Source organism: Tardiphaga sp. 866_E4_N1_4 (assembly GCF_052076075.1).
In the GTDB taxonomy this organism is placed as follows: domain Bacteria; phylum Pseudomonadota; class Alphaproteobacteria; order Rhizobiales; family Xanthobacteraceae; genus Tardiphaga; species Tardiphaga robiniae.
Window position 1 is genome coordinate 6,650,987 of the sequence record NZ_CP197242.1, and the last position, 20,563, is coordinate 6,671,549.

Genomic DNA, 20,563 nt, shown 5'->3' on the forward strand with positions numbered 1-20,563 from the left:
TCCCAGATACGGCGCTTGACGCGCTCTTTATCCTCATTCCCCGAAACGGTTCCGAGCCTACATCGCCCGGTCACGCTAAGCCATTCTACTAATGACCTTTCGTGATGGTCTTCCCTACGTCAAATCGGTATCGTGAAATGTCTCGCGGCGGACAATTTGCCTGCCAATTTGTCGCGCGAGCGTTCTTTTGCGTTGCAACATTCGAAGTGAAGCCGAACCCTATGATTGCTGCAGATCATCTCAAGCGCATCGCGGCGTGGGCGCGGGACCTTAACGAAAAGGAGGTCGAGGTCGCGCGCGCGGGCATTGTAGAGAAGTCGTTTAAGGCGAACGAATTCGTCTGCATGCGCGGCGATGCATTCGAATACTGGACCGGCGTGGTGCGTGGTCTGGCGAAGATCGGCACCATCTCACGCAGCGGCAAGGAGGTCAGCATCACCGGCCTCACGGCCGGTGCGTGGTTCGGGGAGGGCAGCGTGTTGAAGAACGAACCGCGGCGCTACGACATCGTCGCACTGCGCGACTCGCGGCTTGCCCTCATGGAGCGGTCGGCATTTATGTGGCTGTTCGAGAACAGCGTCGGATTCAACCGCTTCCTGGTCTCGCTGTTGAACGAGCGGCTCGGGCAATTCATCGCGCTTACCGAATATGGTCGCATGCTCGATGCCACCGGACGTCTCGCGCGCTGCATCGCCTCGCTGTTCAACCCGATCCTCTATCGCGACGCGACCAGGCATCTGGACATCACCCAGGAAGAGCTCGGCGCCATCACCGGCATTTCACGGCAAAAGGCCAATCAATGCCTGCAGACGCTGGAGAAGGAGGGTCTGCTGCGGCTCGAGTATGGCGGCGTGACAGTGGTCGATCTGCAGCGGCTGGGGAGCTACGGGGAGTAATACTGTCATTTTGGGCAAGCGTCGGTCGCCACAGCCGACCAGACCTTGAATCTGGAATCTCGAGATAGTTGCGCGCTGAATATGTCGGGATTCTGCCAGACTGACTCGCAAGCAATTGAAATTAAGAACTTCCTAAACCGCGAAGTTGGCTTTGTGTACCAATGCGATGTACCTAAATCCAGGCTAGAGCCTTATCAACAACTGATCTTCTGTCCGAGACGGAATCGTCCCGATCAAGGCCTGCCGCCGGGCCAACGACGGCTCTGAGAATCCCTCGCATGCTCCGCCCCGATGCGGCCTGTCTCGCGTTTTATTTCGATTTCGACGGCGGCGATCGCCGTCGTTCTTGGAAGCTCGGGCGGTTTGCAAGTTGTAGATCGTCCTGCTCGCCTTACCCCAAGAGCTTGCGCGGTGCCCGGTACGGTCAAACCCCAGCGGAGGCGCCACGCGCGGAAATCGTTTCCGGTCATGCTGCGAAAATCTCGACTAAGGTAACGTCGATCGTCGCGACCTCGTCATCCTCTTTCTCTTCAACTTCTTCGTCCGGAATACCGCGATCACGTTGAAATTCTCGATCGATTTCATGCTCCCATGCCGTGAATGCTTCGAGGGATTCAAACCCGGCATCGTTCGCGTAAACAGAGCGGGCATCGTCTTCGGTATCGCCGTTGTACACTCCCGCGATACCGTTATTTCCGCCATTCTCGATAACCCACAGCGGCTTGGTGTAGTCGAGAGCATCAAGAGAGTTGCTGCTGTACTCTTCGACGAAGCTTCGCAGAGCGTCTTGCTTAGTATTTGCCTCAACGAAGAGACGTCGGTTCACGTAAACAGTGGTTGCGGAAACATCAAACTTGATCATGCTTTTACCCTTACTAGTGATATGTCGTGCCACTCGTCGTCGGTCACACGAAAATGCTGAGTGGCAAATTTTGCACGGCGCAAGCCCTCACCCAACTGCCGCTAAATCGGGGCGCCACTGAGCGATGATTTCTAGGAAGTCGATATCTCTCACGCGGCGCCGTAGGGCGAGTAGCGAAATTCATGACGTCGATCAAATCTTCCCCGGAACAATTGAGTGTTTTCCCCAAGCGATGGAGACCTTCGCAGACCTGCCGCCATCCGTTCCTCCCTTGATCCTCCCCAACCCTGCCGACGATGAGCCTGCCGGTAACGAGATATCCGTTGTCAAACGTCAACACGACAGCGGCACCATCCTGCTCAATTTTCGCTTCCATCTCAAAACTCCCTCTCGTTGATAGTGACTTAATCGGTCACAAGAAAATTATGAGTCCAGAATTTGCTTGGTGGCAAGCCCCCGCACTCGATTCGGAATTCGATCCGAGATTTCGTAGACAAATACTGGGAGATTTCGGCGCAAAAATATACTCAGCGCGTTAGTGATGCGATTTCCATCGCTGCATTGAAGGCTGCTACCTTCGCCCATCGTTCGGGTCGGAAACTCGCCAAGGCGAACTACACGGTAAGCGATCGCGGCGGCGACGAGAACCGCAACGCCGTGTCAACAATTGGGCTTCACTCCGCCAACCTAGGTCAGGCGCAGCAACACTGCGCGAGATCGATCAGCCGATCTTTGACATTCAAAATGGCATCGTCGCCGTCGAGTTTGCATGATCCTGCATTCTTCAGGTTGTCGATGATCCTCTCCAAATCGCCGAGGTGCCTCGCGGCTTAACAATCCGATCAGTGAGAAGCGCTCCCAAGCCGTCCCGCATTTTGTCTGGATTGTCGTCGTGCGTCCCGATCGTCGGGCTATAGCTAGGACCTGCCGGTGCGGCAGGTCTTGAGCGCCTGATGTCAACCGATGCCACCGTCCCCTGTGGCTTCCGCAGGGTCGCGTGTGCGGAGCGATACCTTTTGTTTGGCGTTTGCCGACGAGGGAGCGGAGGCTGTCCGGAACAGCTTCCGGTACCAGTAGATTTCAGTGGTGGGATGACGAACAGGACGCGACATGCGAAGGACCATATGTACCGCCGTTGTGTACCAATCGGCGGTTTAGAAGTCCGTTCAGCTCAATAGATTGTGCGATTTCAGTCGTGTGGCGTGATGATGGCGGGGGATGCCCCGCCACTCCAGTTGCAGGTGGCTGAGGTTCGTTCGGGCTACGCCCGTGTGCCCAGGAATGACGGTTCGTCGGATCCTAGACCTCCAGCCATTCCTTGCGCACGGCGTCATTGGCCTTGAGTTCGGCCGGCGTCCCCTCGAATACGATCCGGCCGTGACCCATGACATAGACCCGGTGCGAGATGCGCAGCGCGATCGAAAGCTTCTGTTCGACGAGCAGGATCGCGACGCCGCGCCGCGCGATCTCGGCGATGAGATCGCCGACCTGCTGCACGATGATCGGTGCGAGGCCCTCGGTAGGCTCGTCGATCATCACGAGTTCAGGATCGCCCATCAGCGTCCGGCAGATCGTCAGCATTTGCTTCTCGCCGCCGGACAGCACGCCAGCGGCGGTGTCCGCGCGTGCAGCGAGGTTGGGAAACATGCCCAGCATGTCGTCGAGCTTCCACTTGCCGGGATGGCGCGGATCCTTGATGCCCAGCATGAGATTTTGGCGCACCGTCAGGCCCGGGAAGATGTCGCGATGCTCCGGCACATAGCCGAGGCCGAGATGCGCGATCTTGAAGCTCGGCAGGCCGGCGATATTGTTGCCTTTGAACGTGATCCTGCCGTGCGGCCGCACTTCGCCCATGATGGCTTTCACGGTGGTCGAGCGCCCGACGCCGTTGCGGCCGAGCAGCGAGACCACTTCGCCGGCGTCGATATGCAGGTCGACGCCCTGCAGGATGTGGCTCTTGCCGTAATAGGCGTGCAGGTCCTGAACTTGGAGCATCACGCCACTTCCTCGCCGAGATAGGCTTCCTTGACCTTGGGATTGCCGCGGATTTCCTCCGGCGTCCCGGAGGCGATGATCTGGCCGTAGACGAGAACTGAGATACGGTCGGCGAGCCCGAACACCACGCTCATGTCGTGTTCGACGATTAGAAGCGTTCGCCCCTCGGTCAGCCGCCGGATCAGTGCCACAGCACGCTCGGTCTCGGCGTGACTCATGCCGGCCGTGGGCTCGTCCAGCAGGATGACGTCAGCGCCGCCCGCAATGGTGATGCCGATCTCCAGCGCGCGCTGTTCGGCATAGGTCAAAAGCCCGGCGGGCACGTCGCGGCGTGAGACGAGGTTGATATCCTGGAGGATTTGCGCGGTGCGCTCGCGCACCTCGGGCAGGTTATCGACATTCTTCCAGAACGCGTAACGATGGCCGGAAGCCCAAAGAACCGCACAGCGCAGGTTCTCCCACACGGTCATCTTGGCGAACACGTTGGTGACCTGGAACGAGCGCGACAATCCGCGTCGGTTGATCTGGAACGGCGGCAGGCCGGAGATCACTTGATCGCGCAGCAGGATGCTGCCGACTGATGGCTTCATATAGCCTGATATGAGATTGAACAGAGTCGACTTTCCAGCGCCGTTGGGACCGATCAGGGCATGGCGTTCGCCTTGTGCGACCGTCAGGTTGACATTCCGGATCACGGACGTGATGCCGAAGGTCTTTTCGACGCCGCGGAGTTCAATGGCGGTGCTCATGCTGCCACTCCCTTCTCGCGCGCGGCCGTGAGAGCATCGTCCCAACTGGCGGCGACGCGTGCCCATGTCATGCGCGCGATGATGAAGCCGCCAATCAGAAGCACGGCGGCTACAACCCAGATCGCGGGGTTCGCCGCATCGAACGGGATACCGAAGGCCTTGATGTGAGAATCTTCATTAGGATTAACGGTGTAATGAACTGTGGTCTCGATCGCCAGCATCAGGCCGGTGATCATCGCCAGCGTCGGCACGAAGGCGACGAGATAGCTCGGCAATACGCGACCGAGCGTGCCGCCTTTCAGCAGCGGTCGGTGCATCATCAGAAGGCCGGTTATGCCGCCGGGCGCGAACATCACCACGGCAATGAAGATCAGGCCGAAATACAGCTGCCAGACCTGCGTGAGATCGGAAAGCCCGAGCGACAGCAGCGTGACGAAGATGGCGCCGACGATTGGTCCGATGAAGAAGCCGACGCCGCCGATGTAGGTGGCGAACAATACGGTCCCGGATTGTACGGCGCCGAGATAGGCGGAATTGGCGATCTCGAAATTGATCGCGGCCAGCGCCCCAGCGATTCCGGCAAACAGGCCGGAGAAGCAGAACGCGATGTAACGGATGATATGCGGGTCGTAGCCGACGAATTGCACCCGTTCCGGATTGTCGCGCACGGCATTGCACATGCGGCCCAGCGGCGTGCGGGTTAGGGCATACATGGCAATGACGGCGATCAACGTCCAGGCCGCCACGAGATAATAGATCTGGATCTGGGGGCCGAAGCTCCAGTCGAACAGGCGCAGGACCTTGGTGCGGTTGGCGGAGACGCCGGCCTCGCCGCCGAAGAAGGTGCGCAGGATCAGCGCTGATGACGCCACGAGTTCTGCGACACCGAGCGATATCATCGCAAAGGCCGTTCCGGAGCGCCGCGTCGACACCCAGCCGAGCAGCATGGCGAAGATCAGCCCTGCCGCACCACCGACCAGTGGTACCAGCGGCAGCGGGATCGCAAATTTGTTCTTGGCGATGATGTTGATGGCGTGGATCGCCAAAAAGCCGCCAAGGCCGTAATAGACCGCGTGGCCGAAGGACAGCATGCCGGTCTGGCCGAGCAATATATTGTAGGACAGCGAGAAGATGATCGAAATGCCGATCAGGCTGAAGGTGGTCAGCGATCCGCCCGACGAGAACAGTTTCGGCAGCACCAGCAGCACCAGTGCTGCGGCGATCCAGATGCCGTAGAATTTCAGCCGGTCGGACGTGGCAGGGCGCGCCGGCGCGATGGTTGCGGTTGCGTCGCTCATGTGTCGCGTGTTCCCAGAAGGCCCATCGGGCGGAAGATCAGGATCAGCACCAGCAGCAGATAGGGCATGATCGGTGCGATCTGCGCGATGGTGACATTCCAGATATCGGACAGCCATGTGGCGGCATAGTCAGGGCTCAGAGGACCGAAAGCGCCGGCCAATGAGCCGTCCATGGAGACCGCGAAAGTCTGGATCAGGCCTATCAGCAGCGAGGCGATGAATGCGCCGGGCAACGAGCCGAGGCCGCCGACCACAACAACCACGAACAGGATCGGCCCCAGGAGGCCGGCCATATTCGACTGCGTGACAAGGGCAGGGCCTGCGATCACGCCGGCGACGGCGGCGAGCGCGGTGCCGACGCCGAAGACCAGCATGAAGATGCGCCCGACATTGTGGCCGAGATGGCCGACCATATGCGGATGGGTCAGCGCTGCCTGCACGATAAGGCCGATTCGTGTGCGCTTCAGCACCAGCAGCAGGCCTATGAAGATCACCACCGACACCAGCAGCATGAACATCTTGAAGGCGGGGTAGTTGGTGGAGAAGATCGTGAAGGCCGGAAAGTCGAGCAGCGGCGGCACGCGGAAATCCACCGGGCTCTTGCCCCAGATGATCTGCACGATTTCCTCGATGGCGAAGGCAAGCCCGAAGGTGAACAGCAGTTCGGCAACGTGACCGTTCTTGTGCACCTGGCGCAGGCCGAAGCGCTCGACCAGTGCACCGAGGCCGCCGGCCAGGAGCGGGGCGATGATCAGCGCCGGCCAGAAGCCGAACCAGCGCGAGATCTGGAAGCCGAAGAAAGCGCCGAGCATGTAGAAGCTGGCATGGGCGAAATTCAGCACGCCGAGCATGCTGAAGATCACCGTCAGGCCGGAAGCCATCAAGAACAGCAGCATGCCGAACAGAATGCCGTTCAGCGTGGATATGACGATGAGTTCGAGCACGAAGGACCTCGGGACGTATTCGACGCAGTGCGCGCATTCGATCCGCTGTCATGGCCGGGCTAAAGCGCGAAGCGCAGCTTCGCTGGATGATCCGGCCATCCATCTTTTCGATTGCGCCGCTTTAGATGGATGCCCGGGTCAAGCCCGGGCATGACGGAGTTCAGAAACGCCGTCCCATCTCATCGCAGCCGGAGCCTTACGGCCGTTCCATCCTGCACGTGGTTGGCAGCATCGTGTCCTTGGTGTCGACCTTCGCGGCGAGCTTCCAGCCCCAGCCCGTGTTTTCCTCGTCGAACGGCTCCTTTTCGGTGCGCTCGCCGAAGGACGAGATGTAAATGGGCTGGAAGAACTGGTGGTCGTCCTTGCGCATGACGCCGTCGCCGCCGTTGAAGACCTCGAACTTCGCATCTTCCAGCGCCTGCGCGACCTTCACCGGCTCAAGCGATTTCGCCTTCTCGGCGGCGGCTGCGAACATCCGTATTTCGTTCACCGCCCGCGGATACCACAGGCTTAGATTGACCTTGGCGCGGAAGGTCTTTTCGAAGTCCACAGACGTCTTGTGGTCGATATTGGCGAAGCCTTCGGTGATCTGGAAGACCTGATGGTTGAGACCCGTCTGCTTGATGGCGGTCGGGCCGCCGGCGCCGCCGGCATAATAGGTGTACCAGTTGACCTTCAGGCCGGCGTCAGCCGCCGCCTTCAGCAGTAGCGCGATGTCCTGGCCCCAATTGCCGGTGACGACGCTGTCGGCGCCCGACGCCTTGATCTTCGCGACATAAGGCGCGAAGTCGGTGATCTTGAGCAGCGGATGCAACTCGTCGCCGACGATCTCGACGTCAGCGCGCTTGGTTTTGAGCATAGCGCGCGCCTGGGTGCGCACCGACTGGCCGAACGAATAGTCCTGATTGATCAGGTACACTTTCTTGATGCTCGGCGTGGTCTTCATGTAGTTGGTCAGCGCCTCCATCTTGATATCGGAATTCGCGTCCCAGCGGAAATGATAGAAGCTGCATTTCTCGTTGGTGAGGACCGGATCGACGGCGGCGTAGTTGAAGTACAGGACTTCCTTGCCCGGATTGCGTTCGTTGTATTTGGTGACAAAGTCGGTCAATGCGCCGGCGACGGACGAGCCGTTGCCCTGGGTGAGGTAGCGCACGCCACTGTCGATCGCCTTCTGCGCCTGGATCAGGCTCTCCTGCGGATTTGTTTTATTGTCGAGCGGCACGATCTCGACCTTCTTGCCGAGGATGCCGCCCTTGGCATTCAATTCTTCGGCCAGGAATTGGAAGGTTTTCAGTCCACCTTCGCCGACACTGGCCCCGCCTCCGGAGAGCGGATCGATGTAACCGATTTTGACTGTTTCCTGCGCCATCGCCGTACCGCCGAGCATAGGCAGTGCAATGGATGCAATGAGGACTAGTTTGCGCATAGTGTTTCTCCCTGGAAGCATTTGTGCGGGCCGTTGTCGCGACGCCGAATCTTGTGATCCATCCGTCGCTGGCCTTATGCCGGGAGTGTGAGCCATGGCCGCCGAAGCTGCAAGCCTCACTTGGTCGTAGGCGCGGCCTTCGCTTTCTTGGATATCGCAGCGTCGCCAATGATTTCCGCGGCGCGCAATTCGTCGATTTCGGTGGCGCTGAGGCCCAGGATATCGCGCAGGACTTCCTCATTGTGCTGGCCGAGCGTCGGCGCCAGACGGGTGATCGGGTAGGGCAGCTTGGCATTGCCTTCGCGATAGGCAACGGAGGGCAGCAGGTGGGGGCCCATGAAGACCTTCGTCACCGGCTGCCAGTGGCCGACTGCGAGCAGATGCGGATCGCCGGCCAGATCCAGCGGCAGTCGCGCGGTACCCGCGGGCACGCCGGCGTCCTGCAGCGTCACCATGGCAAGGTCCGGCCGCACGGTCGTCGTCCAGTGCCGGACTGCGACTTCGATGCGATCTTCCTCGGCGCGGCGGCCTTCGGCTGTGGCCAATGCGGCGTCATCGCCCAGGTCAGCACGATGCATGACCTTGCACAACGCCCGCCATTCGTCGTCGCTGCGCACGGCAATGGTGACCCATTGGTCTTCGCCAAGACAGGGAAAGCAACCGTTCGGCACGAAGCGCGGATGCCGGTTGCCGATGCGCGGGCCGGATTTGCCGGTGGCGGATTGTTCGATGACAGAGGGCGCGACAAGGGGCAGCAGGGCTTCCGTTGCACTGAGATCGATGTGCTGGCCGAGGCCCGTATTCTTCTGATGCATGAAGCCGAGCATCAGGGCCGCCGCGGCACTGACGCCGCCGAAGGGATCGCCGAGTGCGGCGTGCAGCATGGTCGGCGGATCGCCTTCGCGGCCGGTGACAGATGGCAGGCCTGAGGCCTGCTCCAGCGTCGAGCCATAGGCGCGCGCACCGCTCCAAGGACCGGTCATGCCGAAGGCAGGCATCGTCACGACGACGAGACGGGGATTGATCTTGTGCATGGCTGCAGCATCAAGGCCCATTCGCGGCAGCACGTCGGCGGCATAGTTGTCGATCACAGCATCCGCGTCGGCGATCAACTGTTTAAGCAGCTCCTTGCCGCGCGGATTGGTGAGATCCAGCGTGATGCCGCGCTTGTTGCGGTTCATCTGCTGAAACCAGTAGATCTTCTCGTAGGTGCGTTCCGGAAAATACGGTCCGCGCGGATCGGTGCCGCGAAACCAGTCCGGATACTGACAGGACTCGACCTTGATGACGTCGGCGCCGAGATCGCCCATCTGCCGTGTTGCCGATGGCCCGGCCCAGCCCATGGTGAGATCGATGATGCGCAGCCCCTTCAGCGGCTGCGGATCGTCTAATGTCGCCTGCCGTGTCGCCACGCGCCGATGCGCGGGCAGGGCGTCGATCGTGTCGTCGCCGGCAAATGGCGCGCGGCCATTCGGCTTCGGTCGCGAGCCGGTGAGGGTTTGCGGCAGCACCGGCGCATCGAATGATGCGGTTCCGATCTCGACTTTCGCGAAGGCGCCGCGATCGCGGTAGTATTGCTGCTTCAGCAGCGTCTTCATATCGGGCACGACAGCGAGCGGAAGACGCAGCTCAATGCCCATCTCGAACCATTCATGTGCGCTCTTGTGCATCAGGATCGGCTGGAAGATATCGAACAGCGCTTTGGAATTGTTGGTGCGCGCGAGACCGTCGTTGAACTGCGGCTCGGTCTCCAGTTCCGGAAGGCCGAGCATCACGCAGAATGCGGCCCATTGGGCCGGTGTCACGACAGTGATGCCGAGCCAGCCGTCTTTGGTCGGGAAATTGCCGACTGGGTAGCCGCGGCCGAACCGGTTGATGGCCATGCGTGGCCGCGTGAAGCCGACTTCCAGCGCTAAGCCTGTGTCGAACTCGCTGATCTGCAGCATCGCCTCATGTGCGCTGACCGCGAAACGCCGTGCGCCGGTGTTGCGATCATAGATGCCGGCCAACGTCGGAATGAACGCAGTGAGGCCGGCCATGACGGCGATCTGGCCGTCGCGAGGCAGCACCGGCGGGCCTTCCTGCGCACCGACCAGCTTCACGCTGCCGGACAGGCTGCGACAAACGGAGTCCGTCGTCTGATAATTGCTGTACAGGCCGTGTTCGCCGAACCACGAGATCGCGGTGATCGCGAGGCCCGGTTGCTCCTTGCGCAGACCATCATGCGTCAGGAGTGAGTTGGGAATCTCCGAAGGCGTGCGCGCGTCGATCAGCAGGTCGCATGTCGCAAGCAATGCGCGGACACGCGCCACGTCAGTCGCGTTATCGAGATCGGCGATGACACTGCGCTTGTTGGTATTCAGCCAGGCGAAATATCCGCTCTCGCGACGGCCATCGCCGGCATCGACGAGCGGCGGATAGTGCCGAGCAGGATCGCCGCCCGGCGGTTCGATCTTAATGACCTCGGCGCCGAAATCGGAAAACAGTTTGCCGCAGTAATCCAGCGTATCGCCGGATCCGATTTCCGCGACACGCAAATCCGATAGCGGAAAGTCAGAGAGTGGCAAGTTTGGCATTTCCGCCCGATCATTTTTTTATGTGTCGGGGCATCATGTCGAGATGTGTGCGGGCGTCAAGTCATTCGGCGCGCGCTGCAAACTTATCGAGCGCAATCGACATCGCCGAGATCAGCGGCTTCATGAAGAACGCATCATTGGCAGGATAGATGTCGGCTTCGAGGCCGAAGGATCTCAATTCATCAGACACGACCGGACCGACTGATGCGATCGGTGTTTTCGCAAGTGCACTGCGCAATTGATCCTCGCGGTCATTCGCCTTCGCAGCATCAACGAGACGACGCACTTGTCCCGAACTCGTCAGCGCGATGGCATCGACGCGGCCGGCCTCCATCTCGTCGATGGCCGAGAGGATGTTCGTTTCAGCGGCCTTGGAGTCGTAGACGTAAGGCTGCACCGTATCGATCTCGGCGCCGCATGCGGTGATCGCTGATATCAGAACGCTATGATCCTTCTCGGGATAGAGCTGCAGGCCGAGGCGATGGCCTTTGAGATCGAGCCGCGACAGCATCTCGGCAACGCCTTCGGAGGTCGGCTTCTCGGTGGTGATGTCGGCCTCGAGGCCGATCTCGCGCAACGCGCGTCCGGGCTTCGGTCCGCGTGCGAATTTGCGCGATTTGCCGACAGCCGCCACGAACTCTTTTTCGATGCCGCGTTGACGCACGATTTTCATCATGCGGCGCAGCCCTTCGCCGGTCATCAGAACAAGGTCGTCGAACGGATTGGCGATGAATCGGCCGATCCAAGCCTCGACCGGAGCAGGGTCTGGCGCGTCCTCAATGGTGAACATCGGACACTGCAGCACATCGGCGCCCTGTTCGGTCAGCAGGCGTGAGAATTGCGCTTCCTCGCGGGTTTCCAGGATCAGGATGCGATAACCGTTGAGCTTGTCAGCCATATCCGTTTTCTGCCTGTTTTCGTTTGTTAATGACGTCCATATTGCAGCGCGCAATTGGATTGGCGCAAGGTTGCTTGGGATGATAGAGCAGGGCGTCGATTTCCGGTTCACTTGAAGCAGATCAGCCCGCCCATGTCCGTTCAAGCCACATCCCATCAATTTGTTCTGACCCTGTCCTGTCCGGATCGCCCTGGCATCGTGTCCGCTGTATCGACCTTCCTGGCCCAAAATGGCCAGAACATTCTCGATGCCCAACAGTTCAACGATGTCGAGACCGGCCACTTCTTCATGCGCGTCGTGTTCAACGCCGCGGATGTGAACGTCGAGCTGGCGGCGCTGAAGACCGGCTTCGGCGCTATCGCCGAGCGCTTTAAGATGGACTGGCAGATGCGCGACCGGGCGACCCGTCGCCGCGTCATGCTGCTGGTGTCGAAGTCCGATCACTGCCTCGTCGATATCCTCTATCGCTGGCGCACCGGCGATCTCGACATGATCCCGACCGCGATTGTCTCGAACCATCCGCGCGAAGCCTTCAAGGATCTCGATTTCGGCGACATCCCGTTCCACCACTTGCCGATCACCAAGGAGACCAAGCGCGAGCAGGAGCAGGCGATCTGGGATTTGGTCGGCACGACTGAAACCGAACTCGTGGTGCTGGCGCGTTACATGCAGATCCTTTCCGACGAGATGTCGGCGAAACTCTCCGGCAAGTGCATCAATATCCACCACTCGTTCCTGCCGGGCTTCAAGGGCGCGCGGCCTTATCACCAGGCCCATGCTCGCGGTGTCAAGCTGATCGGCGCCACGGCGCATTACGTGACCAGCGATCTCGACGAAGGTCCGATCATCGATCAGGACGTCGAGCGCATCAGCCACCGCGACACGCCGGAAGAATTGGTGGCCAAAGGCCGCGACATCGAGCGCCGCGTGCTGGCGCGCGCCATGCGCAATCACCTGGAGGATCGCGTGATCCTCAACGGCAAGAAGACAGTCGTTTTCATGAACTGAGCGACGCCGTCGGCGCGATCAGCGAACGGCTTCTGTGGACGGCGATGAGGCGGGGTCCGAACCATTCATGGCGCCGGATTGCTGCTCGTGCCGCTTCGCATAGGCTTCGTATTCAGGAGAGCCCGGACGCGGCGGCGCATCGGCGGGCAGGCCGCCAGCCCATGCCGGGATCAGGTCGGCCATGCCGCCAGCCATGAACGAATTGATCGAGCCGCAACCGCCAAGGCTGCAGGACAGTAGCACGAGACAGGCGAGGGCAGATACGCGGCGGGGTGCTGACATGGCGGCAACATGGTTTTGTGGCGATCTGCTAAATGTAACAGATTTGCGTCGTCCTTAGCCTAAAATTGACGGCAAATCCATGGTCATTTTGCTGAGCGCAACTGGGTCTTCGCGCGATCCCGCCATGGTTGACGATCATCGTAAGGACGCTCGGCGCGATGCCACTTTCGCCTGTCAGAATTATTGAAAATGATCCTGCGCCCTCTCCATCCAGTAAATGATCCTATACAACCCGTCTACTTGAAAGAGCGTTACCGTGGGGGGCCGACTGACGCTGGGCGGGATGGGGCGCCTGCGGGCGCGAGGGTGACGTTCCCTCACGTTTGCGAGGTCTGGGGTAGCCGTCCGGGCCCATTACAGGGCTTTGCCGCTTGCGGCCGGTTGGGTGCGGGCGAAAGCCTACCGGGTGACGGACGCGATGCCCGTGCCAGTACCCGGAAGCACGGCCCCGGGACAGAAATCCACGACGGAGCGTCGAAAGGCGCTTCTGCGGCCTCTGATGTCCGGCGATCCGGCCAGTTACGCAGCAGCACTGCTACCAAGTCGCGCCTTCCGGCGATTCATCTCGCCCGCGTTTCGAAGGAGAGCTTTGGGACCGCCACTCGAGCGCACTGCGCGGGTGTCGATGGCGCGTGGCCGCATAAAGCTGCTCTGTGTTAGGCCGTCGTCTTGCGCCGCGACGTCGCGGGTTTGCGAACCTGTACCGCGTTGACCGCCGGTGCCTGTGCCAGCAGGCGGCCCAGCATGTCGATCAGCTTTTCGACTTCCTTCTCATCGAGGCAATCCAGCAGGACGCGTTCGCGGTCCAGCGCCAGTTCGATGATCCGGTCATGCAGCGCGCGCCCGGATTTGGTCAGGATGACGACGCGCCTGTTGTCGCCGGCCAGATCGGTCACCGTCACGCTGCCGTTATCGACCAGAGATTTAAGGGTGCGGCTGACGAGACCCTTGTCGAGGTCGAAATACTGGCAAATCTGTTGTGCGGTGCACGCGTCTTCGCTGGCGAGCTTCGAGAGGATACGCCATTCCGTGACACCGACGCCGAATTCGCGCCGATAGGCACTCGAAGCACCCGCCGCGAGCTTGTTGCCCAGGAAATTGATGAGCGCCGGTACATATCGTCCATGGTTGATCACCGGCTTTGTCATTTGGAGACGATCTGCAATCTGAAACGAAGGAACATGCACGCGGGCGTGGCTGCTGGCCTAGACTTTAGCAGCATGCCACGATGCGTCGGAATTACGCAGTTCAACAGACCGCGTTGTGTTGTCAACCCAGCCGTTGACAGGTCAACATGGCTCCGTTATCGCGGGCAATAGCGTATGGGGACTATGACTTCACGGCCTTGAAGAGCCGGCATCACCTACAGAGGAGGAATTAATGCTGAGGAATTTCATTTCCGCGACCGTGACGGCCGTCGGCGTGCTGTCGATCAGCGCTTTTGCGCAGGCGCAGGAGACGGTCAAGATCGGCCTGATTGTGCCGATGACCGGCGGTCAGGCTTCGACCGGCCAGCAGATCAACAATGCCATCAAGCTCTATCAGCAGAAGAACGGGGACACCGTTGCCGGCAAGAAGGTCGAAGTCATCCTCAAGGACGACGCGGCGCTGCCTGACAATACCAAGCGCCTCGCGCAGGAACTGATCGTCAACGACAAGGTCAACATCATCGCCGGCTTCGGCGTCACGCCGGCCGCGTTGGCCGCTGCGCCGCTCGCGACCCAGGCGAAGGTGCCGGAGATCGTGATGGCTGCCGGCACCTCGATCATCACCGAGCGCTCGCCCTATATCGTACGCACCTCGTTCACGCTGGCGCAGTCCTCCACCATTATCGGTGACTGGGCCGCCAAGAACGGCATCAAGAAGGTCGCGACGCTGACCTCCGACTACGCCCCGGGTAACGACGCACTGCAATTCTTCAAGGAACACTTCATCGCCGGCGGCGGCGAGATCGTCGAAGAGGTCAAGGTGCCGCTGGCCAATCCCGATTTCGCGCCGTTCCTGCAGCGCATGAAGGACAGCAAGCCCGACGCGGTGTTCGTGTTCGTGCCCGCCGGGCAGGGCGGGAACTTCATGAAGCAGTATGCCGAGCGTGGCCTCGACAAATCCGGCATCAAGGTGATCGGACCGGGCGACGTGATGGACGACGACCTGCTGAACAACATGGGCGATGCAGCGCTCGGCGCCGTGACCGCACATCTGTATTCGGCAGCGCATCCCTCGGCGATGAACAAGGACTTCGTTGCGGCCTACAAGAAGGCCTATAACACCCGTCCGGGCTTCATGGCCGTCGGCGGCTGGGACGGCATCCACCTCGTCTACGAAGCGCTGAAGAAGACCGGCGGCAAGGCCGACGGTGACAGCCTGATCGCTGCGATGAAGGGCATGAAGTGGGAGAGCCCGCGCGGCCCGATCTCGATCGATCCGGAGACCCGTGACATCGTGCAGAACATCTATATCCGCAAGGTCGAGAAGGTCGACGGCGAACTCTACAACATCGAATTCGCGACGTTCGAGGCGGTAAAGGATCCCGGCAAGACGAAGAAGTAAGCGACACTTTTTCGGAAGCGTAGCAAGCTCCGCCATCGGCAATTTCCCTACCCCGCGCTTGCGTGGGGAGGGGTAGGTGGGGGCGCCGCACGCGCCGCTCTCCAGGTGGCGCCACCCCCACCCGACCGGCCTCGCGGCCGGCCACCCTCCCCGCAAGAGGGAGAGTCAAGATAGAAAGCACCTGTCGTTTCATGACCCTTCTCACCATTCTGTTCGACGGCGTCGCCTACGGCATGTTGCTGTTCGTGCTGGCGTGCGGGCTGGCGGTGACGCTGGGGCTGATGAACTTCGTCAATCTCGCCCATGGCGCGTTCGCCATGGCCGGGGGCTATATCTGCGCCATTCTGGTCAATCGCTCCGGATTGCCGTTCTTCGCGGCCTTGCCCATCGCCTTTGTGGCGAGCGCGGCCATCGGCGCGCTGCTTGAGCGTTCGCTCTATCGGCACCTCTATACGCGCAGTCATCTCGATCAAGTGCTGTTCACCATCGGTCTCGTCTTCATGTCGGTGACGGCGGTGGACTACTTCATGGGTTCGTCGCAGACCTTCATCCATCTGCCGGATTATTTGCAGGGCCAGATCAATCTGTTCGGCCTCGGCGTCGGTCGCTATCGGCTGATGATCATCGTCATCTGCGGACTGCTCACGGTAGCGCTGCAGATGATCCTGTCCAAGACCCGCTTCGGCAGCCGGTTGCGTGCTGCGGTCGATGATCCGCGGGCTGCGTCCGGTCTCGGCATCAACGTGCCGCAGGTCTTCGCGCTGACCTTTGCTTTCGGTTGCGGGCTTGCCGGATTGGGCGGGGCGCTTGGTGCCGAGATCCTCGGCCTCGATCCGTATTTCCCGCTGAAGTTCATGATCTACTTTCTGATCGTGGTGACCGTCGGCGGTTCGTCCAGCATCACCGGGCCGTTCCTGGCTTCGCTGCTGCTGGGCATCGGCGATGTCGCCGGCAAATATTACGTGCCGAAGCTCGGCGCCTTCGTGATCTACACCATGATGATCGTGATCCTGATCTGGCGCCCGAACGGCCTGTTCGGCCGCACCGCGGCGCGGTGAGAGGATCATGACAGCGAATAGTACCACCCATCCGGAAGTCGGCACCTTCGCCATGGCGCGTGCGCAATGGCGCTGGCCCGAAGTCGTGTTCTGGCTCGCCGCCGCAGGCTGCATCCTGCTGTTCCCGAACCGCTACCTGATCCTGACGGAGATCGCGTGGCTTGCGCTGTTCGCGTTGTCGTTGGATTTGATCCTCGGCTATGCCGGCATCGTTTCGCTCGGCCATGCTGCATTCTTCGGTTTCGGCGGTTATGCGGCGGGTTTGCTGGCATTGCACGGCATCGTCACCGAACCGGTGATTGCATTGGTCGTTGCTGGTCTTGCCGCGATGGCGCTTGGCTTCGTGACGAGCTTCCTTGTCATGCGCGGTTCGGATCTGACGCGGCTGATGGTGACACTCGGAATCGCGCTGTTGCTGCGCGAACTCGCCAACCGCTTCTCCAATATCACAGGCGGCTCCGATGGCCTTCAAGGCATCGAGATGGCCCCGATCCTCGGCCAGTTCTCCTTCGACATTTTCGGCAAGGTCGGCTTCATCTATTGCCTCTGCGTGCTGTTCGTCATGTTCCTGCTGGCGCGCCGCATCGTGCATTCGCCATTTGGCCTGTCGCTCCGCGCGATCCGCAACAATCCGCTGCGTGCCTCGGCGATCGGCATTCCCGTCAATCGCCGACTGATCGCGATCTACACCATCGCCGCCTTCTATGCGGGTGTTGCCGGTGCACTGTCGACGCAGACTACCGCGCTGGCCTCGCTCGATGGGTTCGCCTTCGATCGCTCGGCTGACTTGATGCTGGTACTGATCATTGGCGGCACCGGTTATCTCTATGGCGGGTTGATCGGTGCGGTGATCTTCAAACTGCTGCAGGAGCTGTTCTCGACGCTGACGCCGCAATACTGGCAATTCTGGATCGGTGCTGTGTTGGTGATCATCGTGCTGATCGGCCGCGACCGCATGCATCGCTGGGCGATGTTCCTGCCACGCCTGATCGCGAGCAAGTTCGGGCGCGCCAAGGCGCCGGTCATTGCGCCGGAAAGTGAGGCGCCATGACCATCGCGCTGGAAACCGTCAATCTCGAAAAGTCTTTCGGTGGGCTCCGGGTCACGCGCGACCTGTCGCTGAAGATCGAGGCCGGTGCGCGCCATGCGCTGATCGGCCCGAACGGTGCCGGCAAGACCACCGTGATCAACCTGCTGACCGGCGTGTTGAAGCCTAATTCCGGACGCATCCTGCTGGAGGGCAACGACATCACCGGCCTGCCGGTGCACAAGCGCGTGTTGCGCGGGTTGTCGCGCACCTTCCAAATCAACCAGCTCTATCCCGACATGACGCCGCTGGAGACGGTCGGTCTCGCCGTGTCCGAACATCTCGGCCATGGCAGCGACTGGTGGCGTCGCATGGGCACCCGCAGCGACGTCAATGACGAGATCGCCGAAAACCTTGCGCGCTTTAATCTGCTCGACGTCATGAATGAGCCGACGGCGACATTACCTTATGGCAAGCAGCGCCTTCTTGAAATCGCCGTCGCTATTGCCACCAAGCCACGTGTACTGCTGCTCGACGAGCCGGCTGCAGGTGTGCCGGAAAGCGAGCGCCACGATATTCTCTCTGCAGTCGCCGGCCTGCCGCGCGATGTCACGGTGCTGCTGATCGAGCATGACATGGATCTGGTTTTTTCCTTTGCCGATCGCATATCGGTGCTGGTTGCGGGCGCCATGCTGGTGGAAGGCCCGCCGGATGAAGTCGCACGCGACCCGCGCGTCAAGGCGGTGTATCTGGGCGAGGGCGCCGATGTCTGATCTTCTCGACATCAATGACCTGCGCGCCGGTTATGGCGAAGCAGTGGTCATTCCGAAGATGACGCTGCAGCTCGGCGAAAGCCAGGTGCTGGCACTGCTGGGACGCAACGGCACCGGCAAGACCACGCTGGTTAATTCCATCGTCGGCGTCACCCGCCGCTTCAGCGGGACGTTGAAGCTCGGCGGAAAAGACATCACGTCGCTGCGGCCGGATCAGCGCGCCCGCGCCGGCATCGGCTGGGTGCCGCAGGAGCGCAATATCTTCCGCTCGCTCACCGTGGAAGAAAACATGACCGCCGTGGCGCAGCCCGGGCCATGGGACGTCAAGAAGATCTACGAGATGTTTCCGCGGCTCGAAGAGCGCAAGAACAATTTCGGTAATCAGCTGTCCGGCGGCGAACAGCAGATGCTGGCGATCGGCCGTGCGCTGACGCTCAATCCGCAGGTGCTGCTGCTGGACGAACCGACCGAAGGCCTCGCACCGATCATCGTCGATGAATTGCTGGCAGCGCTGGGCAAGATCACACGCGCCGGCGGCATCTGTTCCATTATCGTGGAACAAAATGCCCAAAAAATACTCGGGCTCGCCGATCGTGTCGTGATATTGGAACGCGGCGCCATCGTGCATGATGCAACGAGCGCGGCGCTGAAATCCGATCCCGCCGTGCTGGAGCATTTCCTCGGCGTCGCCGGCGCGGCCGGCAGCAAGAATAAACACACGGCCGGCACAACCGGCTGATCTGCAAACCAAGCATTCTGGAGTAACGACTATGCAGAGAACCAAAGCCCCATTCCGTGCCGACGAAGTCGGCAGCCTGTTGCGCCCCGCGTCGATCAAGGAGGCGCGCGCCAAGCTGGAGAAGGGCGAGATTTCGGCCGACGACCTGCGCAAGGTCGAAGACATCGAGATCGAGAAGGTGGTGCATCGCCAGGCCTCGACTGGCCTCAAGCTCGCCACCGACGGTGAGTTCCGTCGTTCGTGGTGGCACTTCGACTTCCTCGCCAAGCTGACCGGCTGCGAACTCTATCACCCCGACACCGGCATCCAGTTCACCGGCGTCGAGACCCGTCATGACTCGGTGCGCGTAATCGGCAAGCTGGACTTCCCGGATGACCATCCGATGCTGGCGCACTTCAAGTTCCTGAAGAAGCATTGCGACACCGCTGGTGTCACCGCGAAAATGACCATCCCGTCGCCGGCAGTTCTGCATTTCCGCGGCGGTCGCAAAGCGATCTCGAAGGAGGTCTATCCGGATATCGAAGTGTTCTTCGAGGATCTCGCCAAGACCTATCGCAAGGCCGTGAAGGCGTTCTACGACGCCGGCTGCCGCTATCTGCAGTTCGACGACACGGTCTGGGCTTATCTCTGCTCGGAAGACGAGTTGAACAAGGTTCGCGCCCGCGGCGAGGACGCCGACAATCTGCAGCAGATCTATTCTCGGATCATCAACTACGCGATCGCCGAGCGCCCCGCCGACATGGTGATCACCACCCATGTCTGCCGCGGCAACTTCCGCTCTACCTGGATTTCGTCCGGCGGCTACGAGCCGGTGGCTGAAACGCTGCTCGCCGGCACCAATTACGACGGCTACTTCCTCGAGTACGATTCGGACCGCGCCGGCGGCTTCGAGCCGCTGCGCTTCCTTCCTAAGGGCAACAAGGTTGTTGTGGTCGGCGTCATAACCTCAAAGTTCGGTGAGCTCGAAAAGAAGGAAGACATCAAGGCGCGCCTGGATGAAGCCGCCAAGTTCGCGCCGCTCGATCAGCTCGCGGTCTCCCCCCAATGCGGCTTCGCGTCCACGGAAGAGGGCAACATCCTCAGCGAAGACGAGCAGTGGGCAAAGCTCAAGCTCGCTGTCGATGTAGCGAACGAGCTGTGGGGGAAATAGGTTCGGCTGGCTGAACTTAAGAGAGGCCATCGGGCCGCAATGACCTATCTCGATCGTGAGCATGGTCAGGGCATCCTCGGCTTCCTGCTTCGCCTTCAGTCGATTGCAGGAACCGAAGCAGCCGGCCGGTCCGGTGGTCCAACCGGCCCCGAAGGTGGCCGGACATTCGTTCGTCTTCGGCCGGGCGCCAGGCCGCATTGAAATCTTACACGTTTCCAGCGCAAAGAATGACGAGCCAAGCTGAAGGTTACTGCGTTACTCATTCAAATTCGGATCCTTTCGCTGAGCAATATTGATGCTGCCGGTGTCCGGAAGAGGTTGAAGTGTCG

18 protein-coding genes are annotated in these 20,563 nt (G+C 60.7%); 8 read left to right on the forward strand and 10 right to left on the reverse strand.

Going from position 1 to position 20,563, the window contains the following annotated elements; genetic code table 11:
• The first annotated feature begins 221 nt into the window (after positions 1 to 221).
• Complete coding sequence (locus AB8B20_RS31780; protein ID WP_439071047.1) at positions 222 to 896, forward strand: Crp/Fnr family transcriptional regulator; 675 nt, start codon at positions 222 to 224, stop codon at positions 894 to 896.
• Between the two features lie 466 nt (positions 897 to 1,362).
• Here AB8B20_RS31780 and AB8B20_RS31785 read toward each other — a convergent pair whose 3' ends face one another.
• From AB8B20_RS31785 to AB8B20_RS31820, 8 genes are all read right to left on the reverse strand, one after another.
• Positions 1,363 to 1,758: a hypothetical protein gene (locus tag AB8B20_RS31785; protein WP_439071048.1), complete on the reverse strand. Its 396-nt coding sequence runs from the start codon at positions 1,756 to 1,758 to the stop codon at positions 1,363 to 1,365.
• 1,299 nt (positions 1,759 to 3,057) lie between these two features.
• The gene (locus tag AB8B20_RS31790; protein WP_439071049.1) at positions 3,058 to 3,753 is read right to left on the reverse strand and encodes an ABC transporter ATP-binding protein; all 696 of its coding nucleotides are present in this window, start codon (positions 3,751 to 3,753) and stop codon (positions 3,058 to 3,060) included.
• Entirely contained in the window at positions 3,753 to 4,502 is a 750-nt protein-coding gene (locus AB8B20_RS31795) for an ABC transporter ATP-binding protein (protein ID WP_439071050.1), read from the reverse strand. The genes AB8B20_RS31790 and AB8B20_RS31795 overlap by 1 nt, the downstream gene beginning before the upstream one ends.
• Positions 4,499 to 5,800 (reverse strand): branched-chain amino acid ABC transporter permease, encoded by a 1,302-nt coding sequence (locus AB8B20_RS31800; RefSeq protein WP_439071051.1) that lies wholly within the window; start codon positions 5,798 to 5,800, stop codon positions 4,499 to 4,501. The genes AB8B20_RS31795 and AB8B20_RS31800 overlap by 4 nt, the downstream gene beginning before the upstream one ends.
• On the reverse strand, positions 5,797 to 6,744 hold the full coding sequence (locus AB8B20_RS31805; protein WP_439071052.1) for a branched-chain amino acid ABC transporter permease: 948 nt from the start codon (positions 6,742 to 6,744) through the stop codon (positions 5,797 to 5,799). Before AB8B20_RS31805 ends, AB8B20_RS31800 begins: the two co-directional genes overlap by 4 nt.
• A 196-nt stretch (positions 6,745 to 6,940) precedes the next feature.
• On the reverse strand, positions 6,941 to 8,173 hold the full coding sequence (locus AB8B20_RS31810) for a branched-chain amino acid ABC transporter substrate-binding protein (protein ID WP_439071053.1): 1,233 nt from the start codon (positions 8,171 to 8,173) through the stop codon (positions 6,941 to 6,943).
• A gap of 116 nt (positions 8,174 to 8,289) precedes the next feature.
• Positions 8,290 to 10,749, reverse strand: a complete 2,460-nt coding sequence (locus AB8B20_RS31815; RefSeq protein WP_439071054.1) for a CoA transferase — start codon at positions 10,747 to 10,749, stop codon at positions 8,290 to 8,292.
• Positions 10,750 to 10,810: 61 nt separating this feature from the next.
• Positions 10,811 to 11,647, reverse strand: a complete 837-nt coding sequence (locus AB8B20_RS31820; RefSeq protein WP_439071055.1) for a uroporphyrinogen-III synthase — start codon at positions 11,645 to 11,647, stop codon at positions 10,811 to 10,813.
• A 132-nt stretch (positions 11,648 to 11,779) separates the two neighbouring features.
• On the opposite strand from AB8B20_RS31820, the gene purU reads away from it, so the two are divergent.
• Complete coding sequence (purU, locus tag AB8B20_RS31825; RefSeq protein WP_439071056.1) at positions 11,780 to 12,655, forward strand: formyltetrahydrofolate deformylase; 876 nt, start codon at positions 11,780 to 11,782, stop codon at positions 12,653 to 12,655.
• 18 nt (positions 12,656 to 12,673) lie between these two features.
• Here the strand turns inward: purU and AB8B20_RS31830 are convergent, their stop codons facing one another.
• Together AB8B20_RS31830 and AB8B20_RS31835 are read right to left on the reverse strand one after the other, a co-directional pair.
• Positions 12,674 to 12,937, reverse strand: coding sequence for a hypothetical protein (locus tag AB8B20_RS31830; protein WP_439071057.1), 264 nt, complete (start codon positions 12,935 to 12,937; stop codon positions 12,674 to 12,676).
• Between the two features lie 656 nt (positions 12,938 to 13,593).
• Positions 13,594 to 14,085: a MarR family winged helix-turn-helix transcriptional regulator gene (locus AB8B20_RS31835; protein WP_439071058.1), complete on the reverse strand. Its 492-nt coding sequence runs from the start codon at positions 14,083 to 14,085 to the stop codon at positions 13,594 to 13,596.
• Positions 14,086 to 14,317: 232 nt separating this feature from the next.
• On the opposite strand from AB8B20_RS31835, the gene AB8B20_RS31840 reads away from it, so the two are divergent.
• From AB8B20_RS31840 to AB8B20_RS31865, 6 genes are all read left to right on the forward strand, one after another.
• Entirely contained in the window at positions 14,318 to 15,487 is a 1,170-nt protein-coding gene (locus tag AB8B20_RS31840; protein WP_439071059.1) for an ABC transporter substrate-binding protein, read from the forward strand.
• Positions 15,488 to 15,678: 191 nt separating this feature from the next.
• Positions 15,679 to 16,545 (forward strand): branched-chain amino acid ABC transporter permease, encoded by an 867-nt coding sequence (locus AB8B20_RS31845; protein WP_439071060.1) that lies wholly within the window; start codon positions 15,679 to 15,681, stop codon positions 16,543 to 16,545.
• A 7-nt stretch (positions 16,546 to 16,552) separates the two neighbouring features.
• Positions 16,553 to 17,596 carry a branched-chain amino acid ABC transporter permease gene (locus AB8B20_RS31850; RefSeq protein WP_439071061.1) on the forward strand — a complete coding sequence of 348 codons (1,044 nt, stop codon included), beginning with the start codon at positions 16,553 to 16,555 and terminating at the stop codon, positions 17,594 to 17,596.
• A complete protein-coding gene (locus tag AB8B20_RS31855) occupies positions 17,593 to 18,345 on the forward strand; it encodes an ABC transporter ATP-binding protein (RefSeq protein ID WP_439071062.1) in 753 nt (250 codons plus the stop codon). The genes AB8B20_RS31850 and AB8B20_RS31855 overlap by 4 nt, the downstream gene beginning before the upstream one ends.
• Positions 18,338 to 19,084 carry an ABC transporter ATP-binding protein gene (locus tag AB8B20_RS31860; protein WP_439071063.1) on the forward strand — a complete coding sequence of 249 codons (747 nt, stop codon included), beginning with the start codon at positions 18,338 to 18,340 and terminating at the stop codon, positions 19,082 to 19,084. Before AB8B20_RS31855 ends, AB8B20_RS31860 begins: the two co-directional genes overlap by 8 nt.
• Before the next feature lie 31 nt (positions 19,085 to 19,115).
• The gene (locus tag AB8B20_RS31865) at positions 19,116 to 20,234 is read left to right on the forward strand and encodes a cobalamin-independent methionine synthase II family protein (RefSeq protein WP_439071064.1); all 1,119 of its coding nucleotides are present in this window, start codon (positions 19,116 to 19,118) and stop codon (positions 20,232 to 20,234) included.
• The last annotated feature ends 329 nt before the right edge of the window (positions 20,235 to 20,563 follow it).

Bases quoted from the DNA above. Each gene is read 5' to 3' on its own strand.
- AB8B20_RS31780 (WP_439071047.1), top strand. From the start codon at position 222: ATGATTGCTGCAGATCATCTCAAGCGCATCGCGGCGTGGGCGCGGGAC.
- AB8B20_RS31785 (WP_439071048.1), bottom strand. From the start codon at position 1,758: ATGATCAAGTTTGATGTTTCCGCAACCACTGTTTACGTGAACCGACGT.
- AB8B20_RS31790 (WP_439071049.1), bottom strand. From the start codon at position 3,753: ATGCTCCAAGTTCAGGACCTGCACGCCTATTACGGCAAGAGCCACATC.
- AB8B20_RS31795 (WP_439071050.1), bottom strand. From the start codon at position 4,502: ATGAGCACCGCCATTGAACTCCGCGGCGTCGAAAAGACCTTCGGCATC.
- AB8B20_RS31800 (WP_439071051.1), bottom strand. From the start codon at position 5,800: ATGAGCGACGCAACCGCAACCATCGCGCCGGCGCGCCCTGCCACGTCC.
- AB8B20_RS31810 (WP_439071053.1), bottom strand. From the start codon at position 8,173: ATGCGCAAACTAGTCCTCATTGCATCCATTGCACTGCCTATGCTCGGC.
- AB8B20_RS31815 (WP_439071054.1), bottom strand. From the start codon at position 10,749: ATGCCAAACTTGCCACTCTCTGACTTTCCGCTATCGGATTTGCGTGTC.
- AB8B20_RS31820 (WP_439071055.1), bottom strand. From the start codon at position 11,647: ATGGCTGACAAGCTCAACGGTTATCGCATCCTGATCCTGGAAACCCGC.
- purU (WP_439071056.1), top strand. From the start codon at position 11,780: ATGTCCGTTCAAGCCACATCCCATCAATTTGTTCTGACCCTGTCCTGT.
- AB8B20_RS31830 (WP_439071057.1), bottom strand. From the start codon at position 12,937: ATGTCAGCACCCCGCCGCGTATCTGCCCTCGCCTGTCTCGTGCTACTG.
- AB8B20_RS31835 (WP_439071058.1), bottom strand. From the start codon at position 14,085: ATGACAAAGCCGGTGATCAACCATGGACGATATGTACCGGCGCTCATC.
- AB8B20_RS31840 (WP_439071059.1), top strand. From the start codon at position 14,318: ATGCTGAGGAATTTCATTTCCGCGACCGTGACGGCCGTCGGCGTGCTG.
- AB8B20_RS31845 (WP_439071060.1), top strand. From the start codon at position 15,679: ATGACCCTTCTCACCATTCTGTTCGACGGCGTCGCCTACGGCATGTTG.
- AB8B20_RS31850 (WP_439071061.1), top strand. From the start codon at position 16,553: ATGACAGCGAATAGTACCACCCATCCGGAAGTCGGCACCTTCGCCATG.
- AB8B20_RS31855 (WP_439071062.1), top strand. From the start codon at position 17,593: ATGACCATCGCGCTGGAAACCGTCAATCTCGAAAAGTCTTTCGGTGGG.
- AB8B20_RS31860 (WP_439071063.1), top strand. From the start codon at position 18,338: ATGTCTGATCTTCTCGACATCAATGACCTGCGCGCCGGTTATGGCGAA.
- AB8B20_RS31865 (WP_439071064.1), top strand. From the start codon at position 19,116: ATGCAGAGAACCAAAGCCCCATTCCGTGCCGACGAAGTCGGCAGCCTG.